General features: G+C 41.6%; 14 protein-coding genes. All 14 read left to right on the top strand.

Annotated features, from left to right (window positions below; all coding sequences use genetic code 11):
* Positions 1 to 51: 51 nt before the first annotated feature.
* Complete coding sequence (locus BFI01S_RS18255; RefSeq protein ID WP_373682882.1) at positions 52 to 702, top strand: HD domain-containing protein; 651 nt, start codon at positions 52 to 54, stop codon at positions 700 to 702.
* Positions 699 to 2,579: an ABC-F family ATP-binding cassette domain-containing protein gene (locus BFI01S_RS18250; RefSeq protein ID WP_061793875.1), complete on the top strand. Its 1,881-nt coding sequence runs from the start codon at positions 699 to 701 to the stop codon at positions 2,577 to 2,579. The genes BFI01S_RS18255 and BFI01S_RS18250 overlap by 4 nt, the downstream gene beginning before the upstream one ends.
* Positions 2,580 to 2,703: 124 nt before the next feature.
* The gene (locus tag BFI01S_RS18245) at positions 2,704 to 3,840 is read left to right on the top strand and encodes a conserved virulence factor C family protein (protein WP_061793874.1); all 1,137 of its coding nucleotides are present in this window, start codon (positions 2,704 to 2,706) and stop codon (positions 3,838 to 3,840) included.
* 264 nt (positions 3,841 to 4,104) lie between these two features.
* Positions 4,105 to 5,775: a dihydroxy-acid dehydratase gene (gene ilvD / locus BFI01S_RS18240; protein ID WP_061793879.1), complete on the top strand. Its 1,671-nt coding sequence runs from the start codon at positions 4,105 to 4,107 to the stop codon at positions 5,773 to 5,775.
* A gap of 146 nt (positions 5,776 to 5,921) precedes the next feature.
* Positions 5,922 to 6,356 (top strand): BrxA/BrxB family bacilliredoxin, encoded by a 435-nt coding sequence (locus BFI01S_RS18235; RefSeq protein ID WP_061793873.1) that lies wholly within the window; start codon positions 5,922 to 5,924, stop codon positions 6,354 to 6,356.
* Positions 6,357 to 6,434: 78 nt separating this feature from the next.
* Positions 6,435 to 7,208, top strand: coding sequence for a class I SAM-dependent methyltransferase (locus BFI01S_RS18230; protein WP_061793872.1), 774 nt, complete (start codon positions 6,435 to 6,437; stop codon positions 7,206 to 7,208).
* Positions 7,209 to 7,524: 316 nt separating this feature from the next.
* Positions 7,525 to 8,706, top strand: a complete 1,182-nt coding sequence (locus BFI01S_RS18225) for an LL-diaminopimelate aminotransferase (protein WP_061793871.1) — start codon at positions 7,525 to 7,527, stop codon at positions 8,704 to 8,706.
* A gap of 21 nt (positions 8,707 to 8,727) precedes the next feature.
* Positions 8,728 to 9,315 carry a YpjP family protein gene (locus tag BFI01S_RS18220; protein ID WP_061793870.1) on the top strand — a complete coding sequence of 196 codons (588 nt, stop codon included), beginning with the start codon at positions 8,728 to 8,730 and terminating at the stop codon, positions 9,313 to 9,315.
* A gap of 110 nt (positions 9,316 to 9,425) precedes the next feature.
* Positions 9,426 to 10,007 carry a TerD family protein gene (locus tag BFI01S_RS18215; protein ID WP_061793869.1) on the top strand — a complete coding sequence of 194 codons (582 nt, stop codon included), beginning with the start codon at positions 9,426 to 9,428 and terminating at the stop codon, positions 10,005 to 10,007.
* A gap of 89 nt (positions 10,008 to 10,096) precedes the next feature.
* Complete coding sequence (locus BFI01S_RS18210) at positions 10,097 to 10,876, top strand: TerC family protein (protein ID WP_061793878.1); 780 nt, start codon at positions 10,097 to 10,099, stop codon at positions 10,874 to 10,876.
* A gap of 119 nt (positions 10,877 to 10,995) precedes the next feature.
* Positions 10,996 to 12,207, top strand: coding sequence for an HpcH/HpaI aldolase/citrate lyase family protein (locus BFI01S_RS18205; protein WP_061793868.1), 1,212 nt, complete (start codon positions 10,996 to 10,998; stop codon positions 12,205 to 12,207).
* Positions 12,137 to 13,510, top strand: a complete 1,374-nt coding sequence (locus BFI01S_RS18200) for a phosphoribosyltransferase family protein (RefSeq protein WP_235831225.1) — start codon at positions 12,137 to 12,139, stop codon at positions 13,508 to 13,510. The genes BFI01S_RS18205 and BFI01S_RS18200 overlap by 71 nt, the downstream gene beginning before the upstream one ends.
* Positions 13,503 to 14,612: a cysteine protease StiP family protein gene (locus BFI01S_RS18195; protein WP_061793867.1), complete on the top strand. Its 1,110-nt coding sequence runs from the start codon at positions 13,503 to 13,505 to the stop codon at positions 14,610 to 14,612. Before BFI01S_RS18200 ends, BFI01S_RS18195 begins: the two co-directional genes overlap by 8 nt.
* Positions 14,609 to 15,353: HAD family hydrolase (locus BFI01S_RS18190; RefSeq protein WP_061793866.1), on the top strand; the 745-nt coding region annotated here is incomplete at its 3' end. The genes BFI01S_RS18195 and BFI01S_RS18190, both read left to right, overlap by 4 nt.

Genomic DNA, 15,353 nt, shown 5'->3' with positions numbered 1-15,353 from the left:
TCTTTTTAGGACTAATGTTAAAATGGACAGTGGAGTTTGAAAGCGGGTGAAATAATGAATGAAAATATAATACATATAACAGAAAAATTTGTCCGGGATACACTCGGGGATGATTCAACCGGGCATGACTGGCATCATATTGAGCGGGTGCGAAAAAATGCCCTTTACATAGCTAAAAGGGAACAAAAAGGAGATCCTTTTTTCATTGAAATGGCAGCCTTGCTTCATGATATACCTGATGCGAAGCTGAACACTTCCAGAGAAGCAGGGGACAGGAAACTGTCTGACTTTCTGCAGGAACTTGAAATCACAGAGGAAGCATCCAGCTCCATAAACGCAATAATTGATTCAGTTTCCTTTAAAGGCGGTCATAACACCAGGATCTTAAGTGAAGAAGCCAAAATTGTCCAGGATGCGGACAGATTGGATGCGATTGGCGCCGTGGGAATTGCGAGAGCATTTGCCTACGGAGGCAAAAAAGGACAGCTGATTTATGATCCTGCCCTTGATATCAGAAGAGAAATGACTGAAGATGAATACCGGAATGGCAGGACGTCATCCATCAATCATTTTTACGAAAAGCTTTTGAAGCTGAAAGATCTGCTGAATACTGACACTGCTATGGAAATGGCAGAAGAGAGACATGAGCTTATGGAACAGTTTCTGCATCAATTTTTTAAAGAATGGAATGGTCAAGCATGAAGATGATTTCTGTGGAAAATGTGACAAAAACCTATGGTGAGAAAGAACTCTTTAACAATATATCATTTACAATAGCCGAAAAAGAAAGGGCAGGACTGATCGGTGTAAACGGTACAGGAAAATCCTCCCTGCTGAAGGTGATCGCGGGGGTTGACCTGCCGGATTCCGGCGAAATAGTCAAACCGAGAGATTACACCATTTCATATTCAGCACAGCAGCCTGACCTGAATTATGATTTGACCGTTCTCGAGCAGGTATTTGCAGGAGATGCGCCAATACTTATCCTGCAGAGAGAATATGAACAAGCTCTTCTGGAGCTTAGCCGGAACCCTGAAGATCCAGCAATCCAGGATAGCCTTTTCGAACTTCAAAAAAGAATGGATACACTTAATGCCTGGGAAGTAAATACCGATGCCAAAACGATTCTCACTAAACTGGGCATTGAGGATTTCAGCAGAAAAATTGGCGAGCTTTCAGGCGGACAGAAAAAGCGGGTTGCGCTTGCTCAAGCTTTAATCCAGTCACCAGACTTGCTGATTCTTGACGAGCCGACAAATCATCTTGATTTTGAATCGGTTAAATGGCTGGAAGAATATCTGGGCAGATATAGGGGCGCACTGCTTCTTGTGACACATGACCGTTATTTCCTTGACCGGGTTACAAACAAAATGTTTGAGCTTGAGGGCGGAAATCTTTACAGCTATAAAGGGAATTATGCTGCATTCCTTGAAGCCAAAGCAATAAGAGAGGAAAATGAAGCAGCCACAATAGAAAAGCAGAAAAATCTGTTCAGAAGAGAACTCGAATGGATCAGAAGAGGTGCAAAAGCCCGTACCACCAAGCAAAAAGCCAGGATCCAGCGGTTCGAAACTCTTGACAGCCAGCTTGCTTCAGTTAAATCCTCCGAAAAATTGGACATGTCCCTAAGCGGCAGCCGCCTCGGAAAACAGGTATTTGAACTTGAAGCTGCATCAAAAAAATATAGCTCCCAGACAATTCTGGATCATTTTGATCTTCTCGTAAAACCAGGGGACAGAATAGGGATTATTGGAAGAAATGGGACAGGGAAATCAACTTTCCTTAACATACTGGCAGGCAGGATTCCGCTTGACTCAGGTGGGCGCATTATTGGGCAGACAGTAAAAATTGCTTACTATACACAGGAAAGCGAAGATATGGATGAAAGTAAACGCATGATAGAATATCTCAAAGAAACATCTGAAGTAGTTGAAACTTCAGATGGAAAAACCATTTCTGCGGCTCAAATGCTGGAGCGTTTCCTTTTTCCGCCATATACTCATGGCACTCCAATCCGCAAGCTTTCAGGAGGGGAAAAACGAAGGCTTTATTTACTGAAAATTTTAATGTCAGAGCCTAATGTTCTTCTTCTTGACGAGCCGACCAATAACCTTGATACCCAAACCCTGACGGTTCTCGAGGATTACCTAGATGATTTTCCCGGCGTAGTCATTACTGTTTCACATGACCGCTACTTCCTGGATAAAGTGGCTGAGCAGCTGCTTGTGTTAAAAGGAGAGGGCAAAATTGAATCCTACTATGGAAATTACAGTGAATTTCTTGAAAGTGAAAATGCCAAACCGGTTCAGGAAATGGACCATGCCCCTAAAAAAACGAGGGAAACAAAACCGAAAAAGAAGAGAATGAGCTACAAAGAGAAGAAAGAATGGGAAGAAATAGAGGGAAAGATTGAGGCTGCTGAAGCCCGTCTCGAAGCGATTTCCTCAGAAATGGCCACCATTGGCAGTGATTTTGAAAAGGGCCAGGCATTAGTAGATGAAGAATCGAAACTGAATGAAGAACTTGAATATCTGATAGAGAGATGGAGCTATCTTTCAGAAGCAGCAGAAAACGAATAATATGATGCCCGGGGGAATCTCCGGGTTATTTTTTATAGTTAAAACAGCTAAAATGCCTCGGAATTCTCCTTATGTTAAAATAAAATCAGTTACCAGCGTGAATATATAAAAAAGGGTGATACTTTTGAAAATAAAAGCAATCGAACCAACACCAAGTCCGAATACAATGAAGGTTATTCTTGATGAAGAGCTTCCAATGGGGAAAGCCAATAATTATAAAAAAGATAAAAAAGAAGGAGCTCCAAGGATCATCCTTGATATTCTTGAGATCGAAGGCATAAAAGGGGTTTACCATGTTGCTGATTTCCTGGCAGTAGAAAGAAATGCCAAATATGACTGGAAAGAGCTGCTTCCTCAAGTTCGATCTGCATTTGGCGAGGACGTGGAAAATGACGGTTCTGAAGAAAACGGCATGGATGAACATTTTGGTGAGGTGCAGGTATTAGTCCAAATGTACAAAGGAATTCCGATGCAGGTGAAGCTGACTGACGGCACAGAAGAAAAGCGCTTCGGACTTCCTGAAAACTTTATTAAAGCTGTTGCAAAAGCACAGGATCCTGCTGATAATGTTGTCATGGTCCGCAAGTGGAAGGAATTCGGGGTCCGCTACGGAGACTTTGACCAAGTTGGCCATGAGATTGTTGAGGAACTAATGGCTGCCTATCCGGAGGGACGACTCCAGACCCTAGTGAAAACAGCTAAAAGCCCGGATAACACAGAGGATAAGCATGTGCGATCTCTTCTTAAACTTTCAGTCGAAGATTTGGATTCTCCTGATTGGCGGGAGCGCTATCAAAAACTCGAGCAGATGGATAATCCGGAACTTGAGGATCTGCCTGTTCTTGAAAAAGCTCTCAATGATGAGAAGGCTTCAATTAGGAGACTTGCGACAGTTTATCTTGGAATGATTGAAGATAAAAAGGTCCTGCCGCTTCTGTACAGAGCATTGAAGGATAAAACGGTCACTGTAAGGCGTACAGCCGGAGACTGTTTATCAGACTTAGGGTTTGCAGAAGCAATGGATGCCATGAAGGAAGCCCTGCAGGATGATAGTAAGCTTGTACGCTGGCGTGCGGCCATGTTCCTTTACGAAGTGGGTGATGAAAGTGCGCTGCCTGCTCTAAAGGCTGCAGAAGACGACCCGGAATTCGAAGTCAGTCTGCAGATCAAACTGGCTATTGAGAGAATTGAGCATGGAGAAGAAGCAAAGGGTTCAGTATGGAAACAAATGACTGAATCCCGGAATAAAGGTGAGAAATAATTTTAATAAAACCGCTCAGATTTTAGGATCTGCAGCGGTTCTTTTATTGAAATTGATTAATTTAAAACTTACACGCATTACAGTTTCATTCATTTAAAGCGAAAAATTAAATTAAATTTGCAATAATTATTGAAATTATCCGAAAAAGGGTCTATATTGAAAAGAAATATTTGGGGGGCGGGAGGTTAGTTAATTTATTTCCATAGAATAAAAGATTATGAATCTAGGGTAAAACGGGAGGTACATACTATGACTGGCTCACAGATGAGAAGTGATATGATCAAAAAAGGGACAGACCGGGCTCCGCACCGCAGCCTGCTGCGTGCTGCCGGTGTAAAGGAAGAAGATTTCGGAAAACCATTTATTGCTGTGTGCAATTCCTACATTGATATCGTTCCTGGCCATGTCCATTTGCAGGAATTTGGTAAAATTGTTAAAGAGGCAATCCGTGAAGCAGGCGGTGTTCCATTTGAATTTAATACCATTGGAGTGGATGATGGCATTGCCATGGGCCACATCGGCATGCGCTATTCTCTGCCAAGCCGTGAGATCATTGCAGATTCACTTGAAACGGTGGTTTCTGCCCACTGGTTTGACGGAATGGTCTGTATCCCGAACTGCGATAAAATCACACCCGGAATGATGATGGGCGCATTGAGGGTTAATATTCCAACCCTTTTTGTCAGCGGAGGCCCGATGAAAGCCGGCGTAGATTCAAGCGGAAAGCCATTATCCTTAAGTTCGGTATTTGAGGGAGTAGGTGCCTTCGAATCCGGCCAGATAGATGAACAAAAGCTCCTGGAAATCGAGCAGGTAGCATGTCCGACCTGCGGTTCCTGCTCCGGGATGTTCACTGCAAATTCCATGAACTGCCTTGCAGAAGGACTGGGCCTTGCACTGCCTGGCAATGGCACGATTCTGGCCGTATCAGAAGAAAGAAAGGAATTTGTTAAACGTTCAGCCAAGCAGCTGATGGAATTAATCAAAAAAGACATCAAACCGCGTGATATTGTTACCATTGATGCCATTGACAATGCATTTGCCCTGGATATGGCAATGGGCGGGTCAACCAACACAGTTCTTCACACATTGGCGCTTGCTCACGAAGCTGAAATTGAATATCCGATTGAACGAATCAATGAGATTGCCAACCGGGTTCCGCATTTAGCCAAGATCGCTCCTGCGTCAGATTATCATATTGAAGATGTTCATAATGCGGGTGGAGTCAGTGCAATCATCAATGAATTGCTTAAAAAGCCGGACGCCCTGAATGGAGACTGTATGACAGTTACCGGAAAGCCGCTAAGGGAGAATGCAGCAGGCAGTGAGATTCTGGATAAAAATGTAATTCGAACCTTGGAGAATCCGCACTCTGAACGCGGAGGGCTGGCAGTTTTGTTTGGGAATCTTGCTCCTGAAGGCTCAATTATAAAAGTCGGTGCTGTTGATGAGTCAGTAGGCGGATACCATAGAGGACCAGCTATCTGCTTTGATTCGCAGGAAGAGGCACTATCCGGAATCATTACCGGCAAGGTGAAGGAAGGCCATGTTGTTGTCATTCGTTATGAGGGTCCTAAAGGAGGCCCAGGAATGCCGGAAATGCTTGCACCGACTTCACAGATTGTTGGCCGTGGTTTAGGTGCAAAAGTCGGCCTGATTACAGATGGCCGTTTCTCGGGTGCTTCCCGCGGCATCAGCATTGGGCACATCTCACCGGAAGCTGCTGAAGGCGGACCTATTGCATTTGTGGAAAATGGAGACATCATTGAATTGGATCTGAATAATCGTACAATAAATCTGGAAATTTCAGATGAAGAATTCGAAAAGCGCAAAGCTAATTGGAAGGGCTTTGAGCCAAAGGTCAAAAAAGGATATCTTGCCCGCTATTCGAAGCTTGTCACCAATGCCAGCACAGGCGGCGTTATGAAAATCTAAATATATTTAGGATGCCGGTCTTTTAGGACCGGCTTTCTTTGAATTAGCTGCGTTATGACGAGAACCGGCATAGAAAAATTGCATTAAGATCATACGATATAGTATGCTTACTTTACAAACTGCACGTTAAGGAGGATGCAAATCTTATGTCAATGGCATATGAAGAATATATGAAACAAATGGTGAAGCCGATGCGCGAGGAGCTTATACAGGCAGGCTTTAAAGAGCTTACGGATTCAGAAGATGTAGAGCAATTCATGGAAAACCTTGAAGGAACAGCTCTTGTTGTAGTGAATTCAGTTTGCGGCTGTGCCGCTGGTCTTGCCCGCCCTGCAGCAACACAGGCTGTTTTGAGAAGTAACAAAAAACCTGATCATCTGGTGACGGTTTTTGCAGGACAGGACAAAGAAGCAACAGCTAAAATGCGCGAGTACTTTGATGGTTATGAGCCTTCATCACCTTCTATGGCTATTTTAAGAGGGAAGGAAGTTGTGCACTTCATTCACCGCCATGATATTGAAGATCATTCCATGGAATCAATCATGGAGAATCTTCTAGCAGCTTTTGAGGCGAATTGCTGAGAATATCAAGCTTAAACAAAACGGGGTGTCTGCAGGCACCCTTTTTTAATAGCAATTTTAGGAATCAGGTGAACATATATGATAATTTCAACTTCCGGACGCACCAATGAAGCATTGAAAGAAAAAGCCAAAAACATTGCAGAACAATTGGGAGCAGAGTACATCGACAGGAATAAAAGGTCTGTAAGAGCGATTCAAAAACAAGTTCCTGAAGACTGCATAGTAGTTGGAAAAGAGCGGCTGGATCTTTATCCGATTGGAGAAAACCAGCCGTTCTTCTTTCATCCCAGTTCAGCAATGTTCAGAGTGAAGCGCCTCCTTAAAGGAGAGAGTGATCCTTTTCTTGAGGCTGCCGGTCTTAAAGAAGGCAGCAGTATTCTCGATTGTACTCTTGGTCTGGCATCTGACAGCATAATAGCCAGTTTTGCTGCGGGCAATAAAGGTAAAGTTACAGGGCTTGAAGGAAATAAATACCTTTCCTTTCTCGTTGCGAACGGGCTAAGGCAGTGGGACTCCGGGCTTGAGAGTATGAATCAGGCCATGGGAAGAATAAATGTTGAGGCAACAATGGCCCTTCCATATTTAAAAAAACTGCCTTCGGACAGTTACGATATTGTCTATTTTGATCCAATGTTTGAAGAAGAAATTTTTGAGTCAGAAGGGATTAAAGCTTTAAGGAACTTTGCTGTTTATGAAGATCTATCAGAGGAAGTTATATTTCATGCAAAAAGAGCTGCGAGGCAAAGGGTGGTCCTGAAAGACCACTTTAGAAGTTCCAGGTTTGCTCAATATGGTTTCAAAGTAATTGAAAGAAGGTCATCTAAATTTCATTTTGGCATAATTGAAAAATAAGAAAAGGTGCCAGTTAACAGGCACCTGCTTATTTAATCTGCAATAGCCAGATAAACAAAGTAAGCCATAAGTAAAAGACTTGCAATGACAAAGAATACAGACCAATCCATGATCATTTCCCCCTTATTCATTCTTCTGGACTTGAAGAACATGATTTGTTTTATTATTCCCCGCTTTGCTGTTTGTTAATCCGTCAATTAAGGTATTACTATATTTCTATTCTTCTTTTTGCCGATGCATGAAATCAATTTAAATTTGGTTCAAAAAGAAGTATAATAGAAAAATAGAATCGAGATACATAGCGAGGAAGGATACGATGGAATTTCCTATTTCAAAAAGAATGGCTTCTTTTACAGAGAGCGTGTTTACTGAATTGGCCCAAATTAAGAATTCGAAACTTTCAGACGGGCTTTCGGTGATTGATTTGAGCATTGGCAGTCCTGATATGTCCCCTCCCGCTTTTGTTATGGAGGAATTGGCAAGAGGTGCCCGTGATCAAGAACTATACGGGTACTCGTTAACAGGTACAAATGAATTTCATACCGCAGTCAGCGGCTATTATAAACGAAATTTCGAAGTGGATGTCGATCCAGCTTCAGAGGTGCTGCTTTTAATGGGATCCCAGGATGGGCTGGTACATTTGCCGATGATTCTATGTGATCCGGGAGATTATATCCTTGTTCCTGACCCCGGATACACTGCATATGCTGCAGGTGCAGCAATGGCTGGTGCCCAAATGTACGGAATGCCTTTAAAAAAGGAGAACAGCTTCCTTCCTGATTTTAATGAGATTCCTGAAGAAATCCTTGCAAACACGAAATTAATGATATTGAACTTCCCTGGCAATCCCGTTCCGGCGATGGCAACAGAGGATCTTTTTCTTCAAGCGATCCGGCTTGCAAAGAAATACGGTTTTGCTGTATTGCATGATTTTGCTTATTCGGAACTTTATTATGAAAAGAAACCTTTGAGTTTTTTGTCTGTTGAAGGGGCCGCTGATGTAGGGATTGAAATGAATTCACTATCAAAAAGCTTTAATATGGCTGGCTGCAGGGTGGCATATGCCGCAGGTAATCAGCAGCTTATTTCGCTGCTGGCCAATTTCAAATCCAATTTGGATTATGGGGTATTCCTGCCGGTACAGGCAGCTTCGGTGAAAGCATTGAATGATCAGTCTTGTTTTTTGCAGGACTTGAGAGAGACATATAGAAAAAGAAGAGATGTATTAATAAAAGATCTTAAAACTATCGGGTGGGATATCAGCAGGCCTGAGGGGTCAATGTTCTTGTGGGCCGAGGTCCCTTCCGGATACAGCTGCTCCAAGGATTTTGCGATTGACTTAATTAACCGGGCCGGTGTAGTTGTTACTCCTGGAAGTGCATTTGGCAGGTGGGGTGAGGGATACGTTCGGATTGCTCTTGTACAGCCCGAAGATGTATTAAGGCAAGCTGCCCTTAAAATTGAAGGCAGCGGCATATTTAAAAAAATCCTTGCTTAGGGGAAAGGAAGGGCGAATAACATGCCGAATTGGCTGAGAAAATCCTTTGTTGTACTTGTTACCATTTTAACGTTTGGCCTTGTCACACCTTCTCAGGCATTTCTTTATGAAAATACGAACCAGCTAAAAGCATCCAGAGCTTCTGATGTGGAAAGCTCAGAGAAGGGCGCAGAACTTGCTGAAGAGGAAAATAGTAATTTTGATAAAGAGGACTTTGTCAGGCAAATGCTTATAGAAGCTGAGGCACAATCATATGAAAAGTTTGGGACAAAGATAGGCCCTGTTATTGAAGATGAATTTAACGATGTCATTCTTCCGGAAATTGAGAAAGCCATCCAGGAGGTCGCAGTACAATTTCCGGAAGAAAGCCTTGCAGAGTTAAAGGTTACAGAAACTCCGGGGGGCGGATTATCGGAAAAAATCTTCCACATAACCAACAGCAGGACTGATGAAGATGTCATTCGCTTCCATGTAAGAAGGGACCATCCTCCTCAGCAGGGCTACTGGTTTAATTTTCACTACCATACACACCATGATCAATTTCAGGCCCACCATGAACTCGGGTCAATTTACTGGAACAAAAATACTCCGCCAAAATGGATGAGTTAAAATATTGAAATAAACTCTGGAATATGAAAAAATATTTGTATGGATTATGAAACTTTTCATGATTTATACCGTAAATACATTTATTCTACATAATGGAGGTTTGAGTTGAAATGGCAGTAAGCTTATCAAAAGGACAAAAAGTGGACTTAACAAAAACAAATCCAGGAATGAGTAAGGTAATAGTAGGACTTGGATGGGACACGAACAAATATGATGGCGGAAATGACTTTGATTTGGATTCTTCCGTATTTCTGCTTGGAGATACTGGAAAAGTAACTTCTGAAAGCGACTTTGTTTTCTACAACAATACATCAGGCGCTAATGGTTCAGTTGTACATACTGGAGATAACCGTACAGGTGAAGGGGACGGCGATGATGAACAGGTGAAAATTGACCTGGCTAATGTCCCGGCTAACGTTCAGCGCATTACATTCACAATCACCATCCATGACGGGGAAGCCCGCAATCAGAACTTTGGACAGGTATCAAATGCCTATGCAAGAATTTTGAATGAAGATACAGGCGAAGAATTGATCCGCTATGACCTGGGTGAAGACTTCTCAATTGAAACTGCTCTTGTAGTTGGGGAATTGTACAGACATAATGGAGAATGGAAATTCAGTGCAATTGGAAGCGGATATCAGGGCGGACTTGCTGCACTGGCAAAAGATTTTGGTTTACAGGTTGGATAAATAAGAGGTATATTTGCTTAATGAGGCTCGGCAATGCCGGGTCTTTTATACGGACAAATTACATGAATAGCTGGGGGATTTTTAAAAGAATGGAAGTTTTAGAGGCAATTCTTAATACTTATTCCAAGTTTTTTCATTGGGAAATGTGGGTTGAGGCTTTATCAAAACCGGAAAGCTGGGCATTAATAGGGACACTTGTGATTCTGGAAGGCTTATTATCTGCTGATAATGCCCTAGTACTAGCTGTAATGGTAAAACACTTACCAGAAAAACAGCGTAAGAAGGCACTATTTTACGGTCTGTTAGGTGCTTATTTCTTCAGGTTTCTCGCAATTGGAGTCGGTGTATTCTTAATAAAGTTCTGGTATATTAAGGTATTGGGTGCAGCTTATTTAGCCTGGCTTGCTATCAAGTATTTTATAGACAAGCGGAAAGCCGAGCAAGCCGGTGATGAAGAGGCAATAGAAGGGATTAACCAGCGGGGGTTATTAATTCGCCTTTTTGGTACTTTCTGGGGAACTGTCATTGCAGTTGAATTAATGGATATTGCCTTCTCTATTGATAGTATATTGGCTGCGCTTGGAGTAAGTGAAGAAGTTTGGGTGCTGTTAATTGGAGGGATGCTTGGTATCATCATGATGCGTGGTGTAGCTGGAGTATTTTTGAAGCTGATTGACAGGGTGCCTGAACTGGAAACAAGCTCATATATTCTAATCCTGCTCATATCTGCTAAGATGCTGGCAAGTGCTGCTGGTATTCATATAGACCATATTTACTTCTTTATAGTTTTAATTATCGTATTTGCCGTTACTTTTGTCATACATGCAAGGAATACAAAAAAAGAAGCAGCAGATCAGGGATCAAACTAAATATGTAATTTCATAGATTTAGAAAGGGAACAGACACTTGTCCGCTCCCTTTTATTTTTATTTTTTTTGAATGAAAAAGGAAGAAAGTAGTATTTTAGTAAAAGAATGGAGCTGCGAAAATGAGACTATTTTCAGATCTTCCGGGAGAAAAAATAAATAAAATGTTTTATAAAAAGCCTGGCTATTTTAACAAGAGATCTGACAGGGAGCTATTATCATATGCTCTTGGGGCAACTTTATATATGCCCGCGACAAGGCCTAATATTCACCAGGATCTGCTGTCAAAAAAGCATGCTGGTCTTTCATCTATGGTCATATGCCTTGAAGATGCAATTGGTGATGATGAAGTGGAATTGGCGGAAAATCTGCTTTGTTCGGAATTGGAAAATTTGAGTTCAGACCTTGTGAAAGGTCTTTGTGAAGAAGAAGATCTCCCTTTGATCTTCGTGCGAATCAGAAGCTATGAGCAGCTTATGAGACTCAAGAGCAGAATTCCAAATGGAATGCATCTCCTGACCGGCTTTGTCTTGCCTAAGTTTTCACCAGCTGAAGGACACAAAATTTTAACTGAAATAAAAGAGCTTAATTCTCATGGGTATTGTTTATATGCTATGCCGATTCTGGAGACGAAAGAAATTATTCAAAAAGAGACAAGGCTTGAAGAGTTGATCGGCATTAAGAAAGTGCTGGACCAATATTTTGAGCTGATTTTAAATGTGAGAATTGGAGCTACGGATTTTAGCGGACTCTATGGAATACGAAGAAATTCTGATACGACAGTTTACGATATTGCTGTAATTAGAGATTGCATATCAGATATTATTAATATTTTCCTGCGTGCGGACCAGCCATATGTCATTTCAGGTCCGGTCTGGGAATATTTTTCCTCAAAAGAGCGTCTTCTAAAACCTCAAATCAGGCAAACACCATTCATGGAACGTCTTGGACAGGATGGACTGAAAATGAGAACGGACTTAATTGATCGGCATATGGATGGTTTAATAAGAGAAATCGCAATGGATATTTCAAATGGTTTAACAGGGAAAACCATTATTCATCCAACCCATATTAGGCCTGTACAGGCATTGAATACGGTAACACTTGAAGAGTACCTGGATGCACAGAGCATTGCCGATCAGGCTGGCGGGAAAATAGGGGTTATGAAAAGCGATTACCAAAACAAAATGAATGAAATTAAACCCCATTTATTTTGGGCTAAAAAAATATTATTAAAATCAGAAGTATACGGGGTGCTGCAGGATGAAATCACATACATTGACCTACTCAAAAATGAAACATTCAATTCAGATACTCAACTCATTAACCGTTGATATTCATATAACCGAGAACCCTTATGAGCTGCTCCCTGAAGATTTATTTGTCATGGCAGCAAGAATAAATAAGAAAAGATCTTTCTTATTTGTCAGCAAAGTACTCGGGAAGCATATACCGATAGACCCGAAGATCGGACTTCTGACAGGAGAATTGCTCGCCAGCCGTTATATGGAGAAGGTGAAGAAGGTGGAGACCGGAAAGGCCGCAGAGCTTTTATCCGCTATTAAAAACGGTACAGATTTCTTGAACAGCAGTCCTTTTATTGATAAAGACCATAACCCGGTTATTATTGGATTTGCCGAGACAGCAACGGCACTTGGACATGCTTTCTTTCAATCATTTAAACGTGCCGATTACTTTCATACAACAAGGGATCAGCTGGCAAATCAGAAATCAGTCATAACATTTGAAGAAGAACATTCTCATGCTACTTCACACAGATGCTATGCAGATGCAGATCTTTTGAATAATAAGAGAGAGATCATACTTGTCGATGATGAAATGACTACAGGAAAAACAGCTATTAATATCATCCGCTCCATTCATGAACGCTTCCCGAGAAAGATGTATACAGTCGTCTCCATCCTGGACTGGCGTTCCCCAAAAGATCAAATCCTGTTTGATGATTTGGAAAAAGAGCTGGGCATTATTATTAACAATGTGTCTCTTCTAAAAGGGGAGATCGATGTAAATGGAACTCCTGAAGTGAATAAAGGTCAGTCAGCAGGCGAGCTGTCAGGACAAACTGCACAGATTTCCTATATTGATATAAGTAAAGAATTCCCCGAAATATTAAGCCGGACGAATGAACCATCAGTTACTTTAAACGGTGAAATCAGAAGTATTCCCTATTTAAAAGATTCGGGCCGTTTCGGGCTGGATGCAAAACGCCAGGCCGGATTAAGTGTGTCATTAACAGAGATTGGCCAATCCTTATCCCGAAAACGGGATGGAAGAAATACATTATGTCTCGGAACCGGGGAGTTCATGTATATCCCTATGAAGCTTGCCTCCTTAATGGGGGAAAGCGTAAAGTTCCACTCAACAACACGCAGTCCCATCTTTGTAAGAAATGATAAAGACTATGGAGCACAGTACGGCATTTCCTTTGAAAATCCTGAAGACCCTGAAATGGCACAATATGTTTATAACATTCCAGACGGTTGTTATGATGAAGTGTTCCTGTTTTTTGAAAGAGAACCGGAAAAAGATTTCCTTATGCCTTTTATCAATCAATTAAAAAAATATATTAAAAATGTAAAAGTAGTCTACTTTAACGGAGGTGGAAAAAATGAATAAAACAGCAGATAAATTTGGTTCATATAGTAAAGATGATGTTATCTTTTTATTGAAGGATTTAAGCGGATATTCACTTGAAGGATCCATTGAACAAAGAGAAAAAAACATTCAGTCCGGTCAGCATTACAGTGAAACACTTCCTATTGAGTATCAGCCGCCTGAAAAATATCTTTCCCTGTTTTGGGAAACACTTGAAGTTTATAAAAGGAAAACAGCATTGTCTACAGGAGCAGTTTCTGAGCAAATTTGGAAGCAAAAAGGCAAAAAGACAGTGCTGGTTTCCCTCGCGAGGGCCGGAACACCTGTTGGAATCCTGATAAAGAGGTATCTTTTTGAAGTTTATGGTGTAAGTTTGCCGCATTACAGCATTTCCATTATCAGGGATCGGGGGATTGACGAGAATGCGATAAAGCATATTTTAAACTCACATCCCGGCTGCAAAATTCAATTTGTGGATGGCTGGACAGGAAAAGGGGCTATTTCCATTGAGTTAACAAGGGCTTGCAGACAATTCCATGAAACTTATGGTGTTATTCTAGATGATACCTTGGCCGTTCTTGCTGATCCTGGGTATTGCACAACTTTATATGGAACGAGGGAAGACTTTCTGATTCCAAGTGCCTGTCTCAATTCAACTGTTTCAGGATTGGTCAGCAGAACAGTATTAAATAAATCCTTAATTGGGCCGGAAGATTTTCATGGCGCCAAATATTATAGTGAGCTGGAAGAAGCAGATGTTTCAAACCCATATCTCTCAGCTGTAGCAGAGGAGTTCCCGGCTATTAAGCAGGAAGCTGCTGAACTTGCGAAAAGGATTATGGAAAACCCGGGGGAAGCAAGTTTTAAGGGCATGGAAGAGATTCAGAGAATACAAGAGGAATTTAATATTGAATCTATTAACTTTGTAAAGCCGGGAGTCGGCGAAACAACCAGAGTTCTTCTGAGAAGGCTTCCATGGAAAATTCTGATGAAAGATCCGGAAAGTCCATATGTTGGCCATATTGTTATGCTGGCACGTGAGCGGAATGTTGAGGTTATTCATTATCCCGATATGAGTTATACCTGCTGCGGATTAATTAAAAAGACGGGAGAAAAATCATGAAGATGTTTGCGTCAGATTTGGACAGGACACTGATCTACTCAAATAAAGCACTTGCTGATTTCGGGCAGTCAGGAGAAGGTTTATTAGGTGTTGAGCGTAAAGATGGCAGGGAAATTGCCTTTATGACAAACGAATCTCAAAGATTATTGAAAGAGGTATCTGCTCAAATGCTCTTTGTGCCTGTCACAACGAGAACTTATGAACAATATAAGCGTATTTTCATTTTTCAGGATGTCCTTAACATTCCATACACTGTCACATCGAATGGTGCGAATATTCATTATCATGGAACACCTCTTGAAGAGTGGTCCGGCATAGTCCGGAAGCGGCTGAAGGCAGAGTGTGCTTTACTTGAGGAAATGATGGACAGATCACAAAGCCTGGAACTGAATGGGAAAATAAAAATGGCTGAAAATCTTTTCTTTTATTATATTCTTGAAGAAAAATTAACAGCTGAAGCCAAAAATACAATTGCTGAACTGGCAGAATCTTTTGGATGGAGGATATCCCATCAGGGAAGAAAGCTGTATTTTATGCCAAATCCAATCTGTAAGGGCGAGGCAGTGAAATTCATTCAGGAACGGGAAGATATAAACATAGTTTTTGGGGCAGGAGATTCCATGCTTGATCATGACTTTTTAAAGTACTGCGACTATGCATACGTCCCCAGCCACGGAGAACTGGCAGCCGAAAAGTCCATCACATCTCCGTACTTGATTACTGCTAATATAGGGACAGCGG

It is taken from the genome of Cytobacillus firmus NBRC 15306 (genome assembly GCF_001591465.1).
GTDB classification, from domain to species: Bacteria; Bacillota; Bacilli; order Bacillales; family Cytobacillaceae; genus Cytobacillus; species Cytobacillus firmus.
This window is presented reverse-complemented; position numbering and strand designations above follow the sequence as displayed.

What these genes read in the sequence shown, in the direction of transcription:
- BFI01S_RS18250 (WP_061793875.1), top strand. Translation starts at nt 699, where the DNA reads ATGAAGATGATTTCTGTGGAAAATGTGACAAAAACCTATGGTGAGAAA.
- ilvD (WP_061793879.1), top strand. Translation starts at nt 4,105, where the DNA reads ATGAGAAGTGATATGATCAAAAAAGGGACAGACCGGGCTCCGCACCGC.
- BFI01S_RS18235 (WP_061793873.1), top strand. Translation starts at nt 5,922, where the DNA reads ATGTCAATGGCATATGAAGAATATATGAAACAAATGGTGAAGCCGATG.
- BFI01S_RS18230 (WP_061793872.1), top strand. Translation starts at nt 6,435, where the DNA reads ATGATAATTTCAACTTCCGGACGCACCAATGAAGCATTGAAAGAAAAA.
- BFI01S_RS18225 (WP_061793871.1), top strand. Translation starts at nt 7,525, where the DNA reads ATGGAATTTCCTATTTCAAAAAGAATGGCTTCTTTTACAGAGAGCGTG.
- BFI01S_RS18220 (WP_061793870.1), top strand. Translation starts at nt 8,728, where the DNA reads ATGCCGAATTGGCTGAGAAAATCCTTTGTTGTACTTGTTACCATTTTA.
- BFI01S_RS18215 (WP_061793869.1), top strand. Translation starts at nt 9,426, where the DNA reads ATGGCAGTAAGCTTATCAAAAGGACAAAAAGTGGACTTAACAAAAACA.
- BFI01S_RS18210 (WP_061793878.1), top strand. Translation starts at nt 10,097, where the DNA reads ATGGAAGTTTTAGAGGCAATTCTTAATACTTATTCCAAGTTTTTTCAT.
- BFI01S_RS18205 (WP_061793868.1), top strand. Translation starts at nt 10,996, where the DNA reads ATGAGACTATTTTCAGATCTTCCGGGAGAAAAAATAAATAAAATGTTT.
- BFI01S_RS18200 (WP_235831225.1), top strand. Translation starts at nt 12,137, where the DNA reads ATGAAATCACATACATTGACCTACTCAAAAATGAAACATTCAATTCAG.
- BFI01S_RS18195 (WP_061793867.1), top strand. Translation starts at nt 13,503, where the DNA reads ATGAATAAAACAGCAGATAAATTTGGTTCATATAGTAAAGATGATGTT.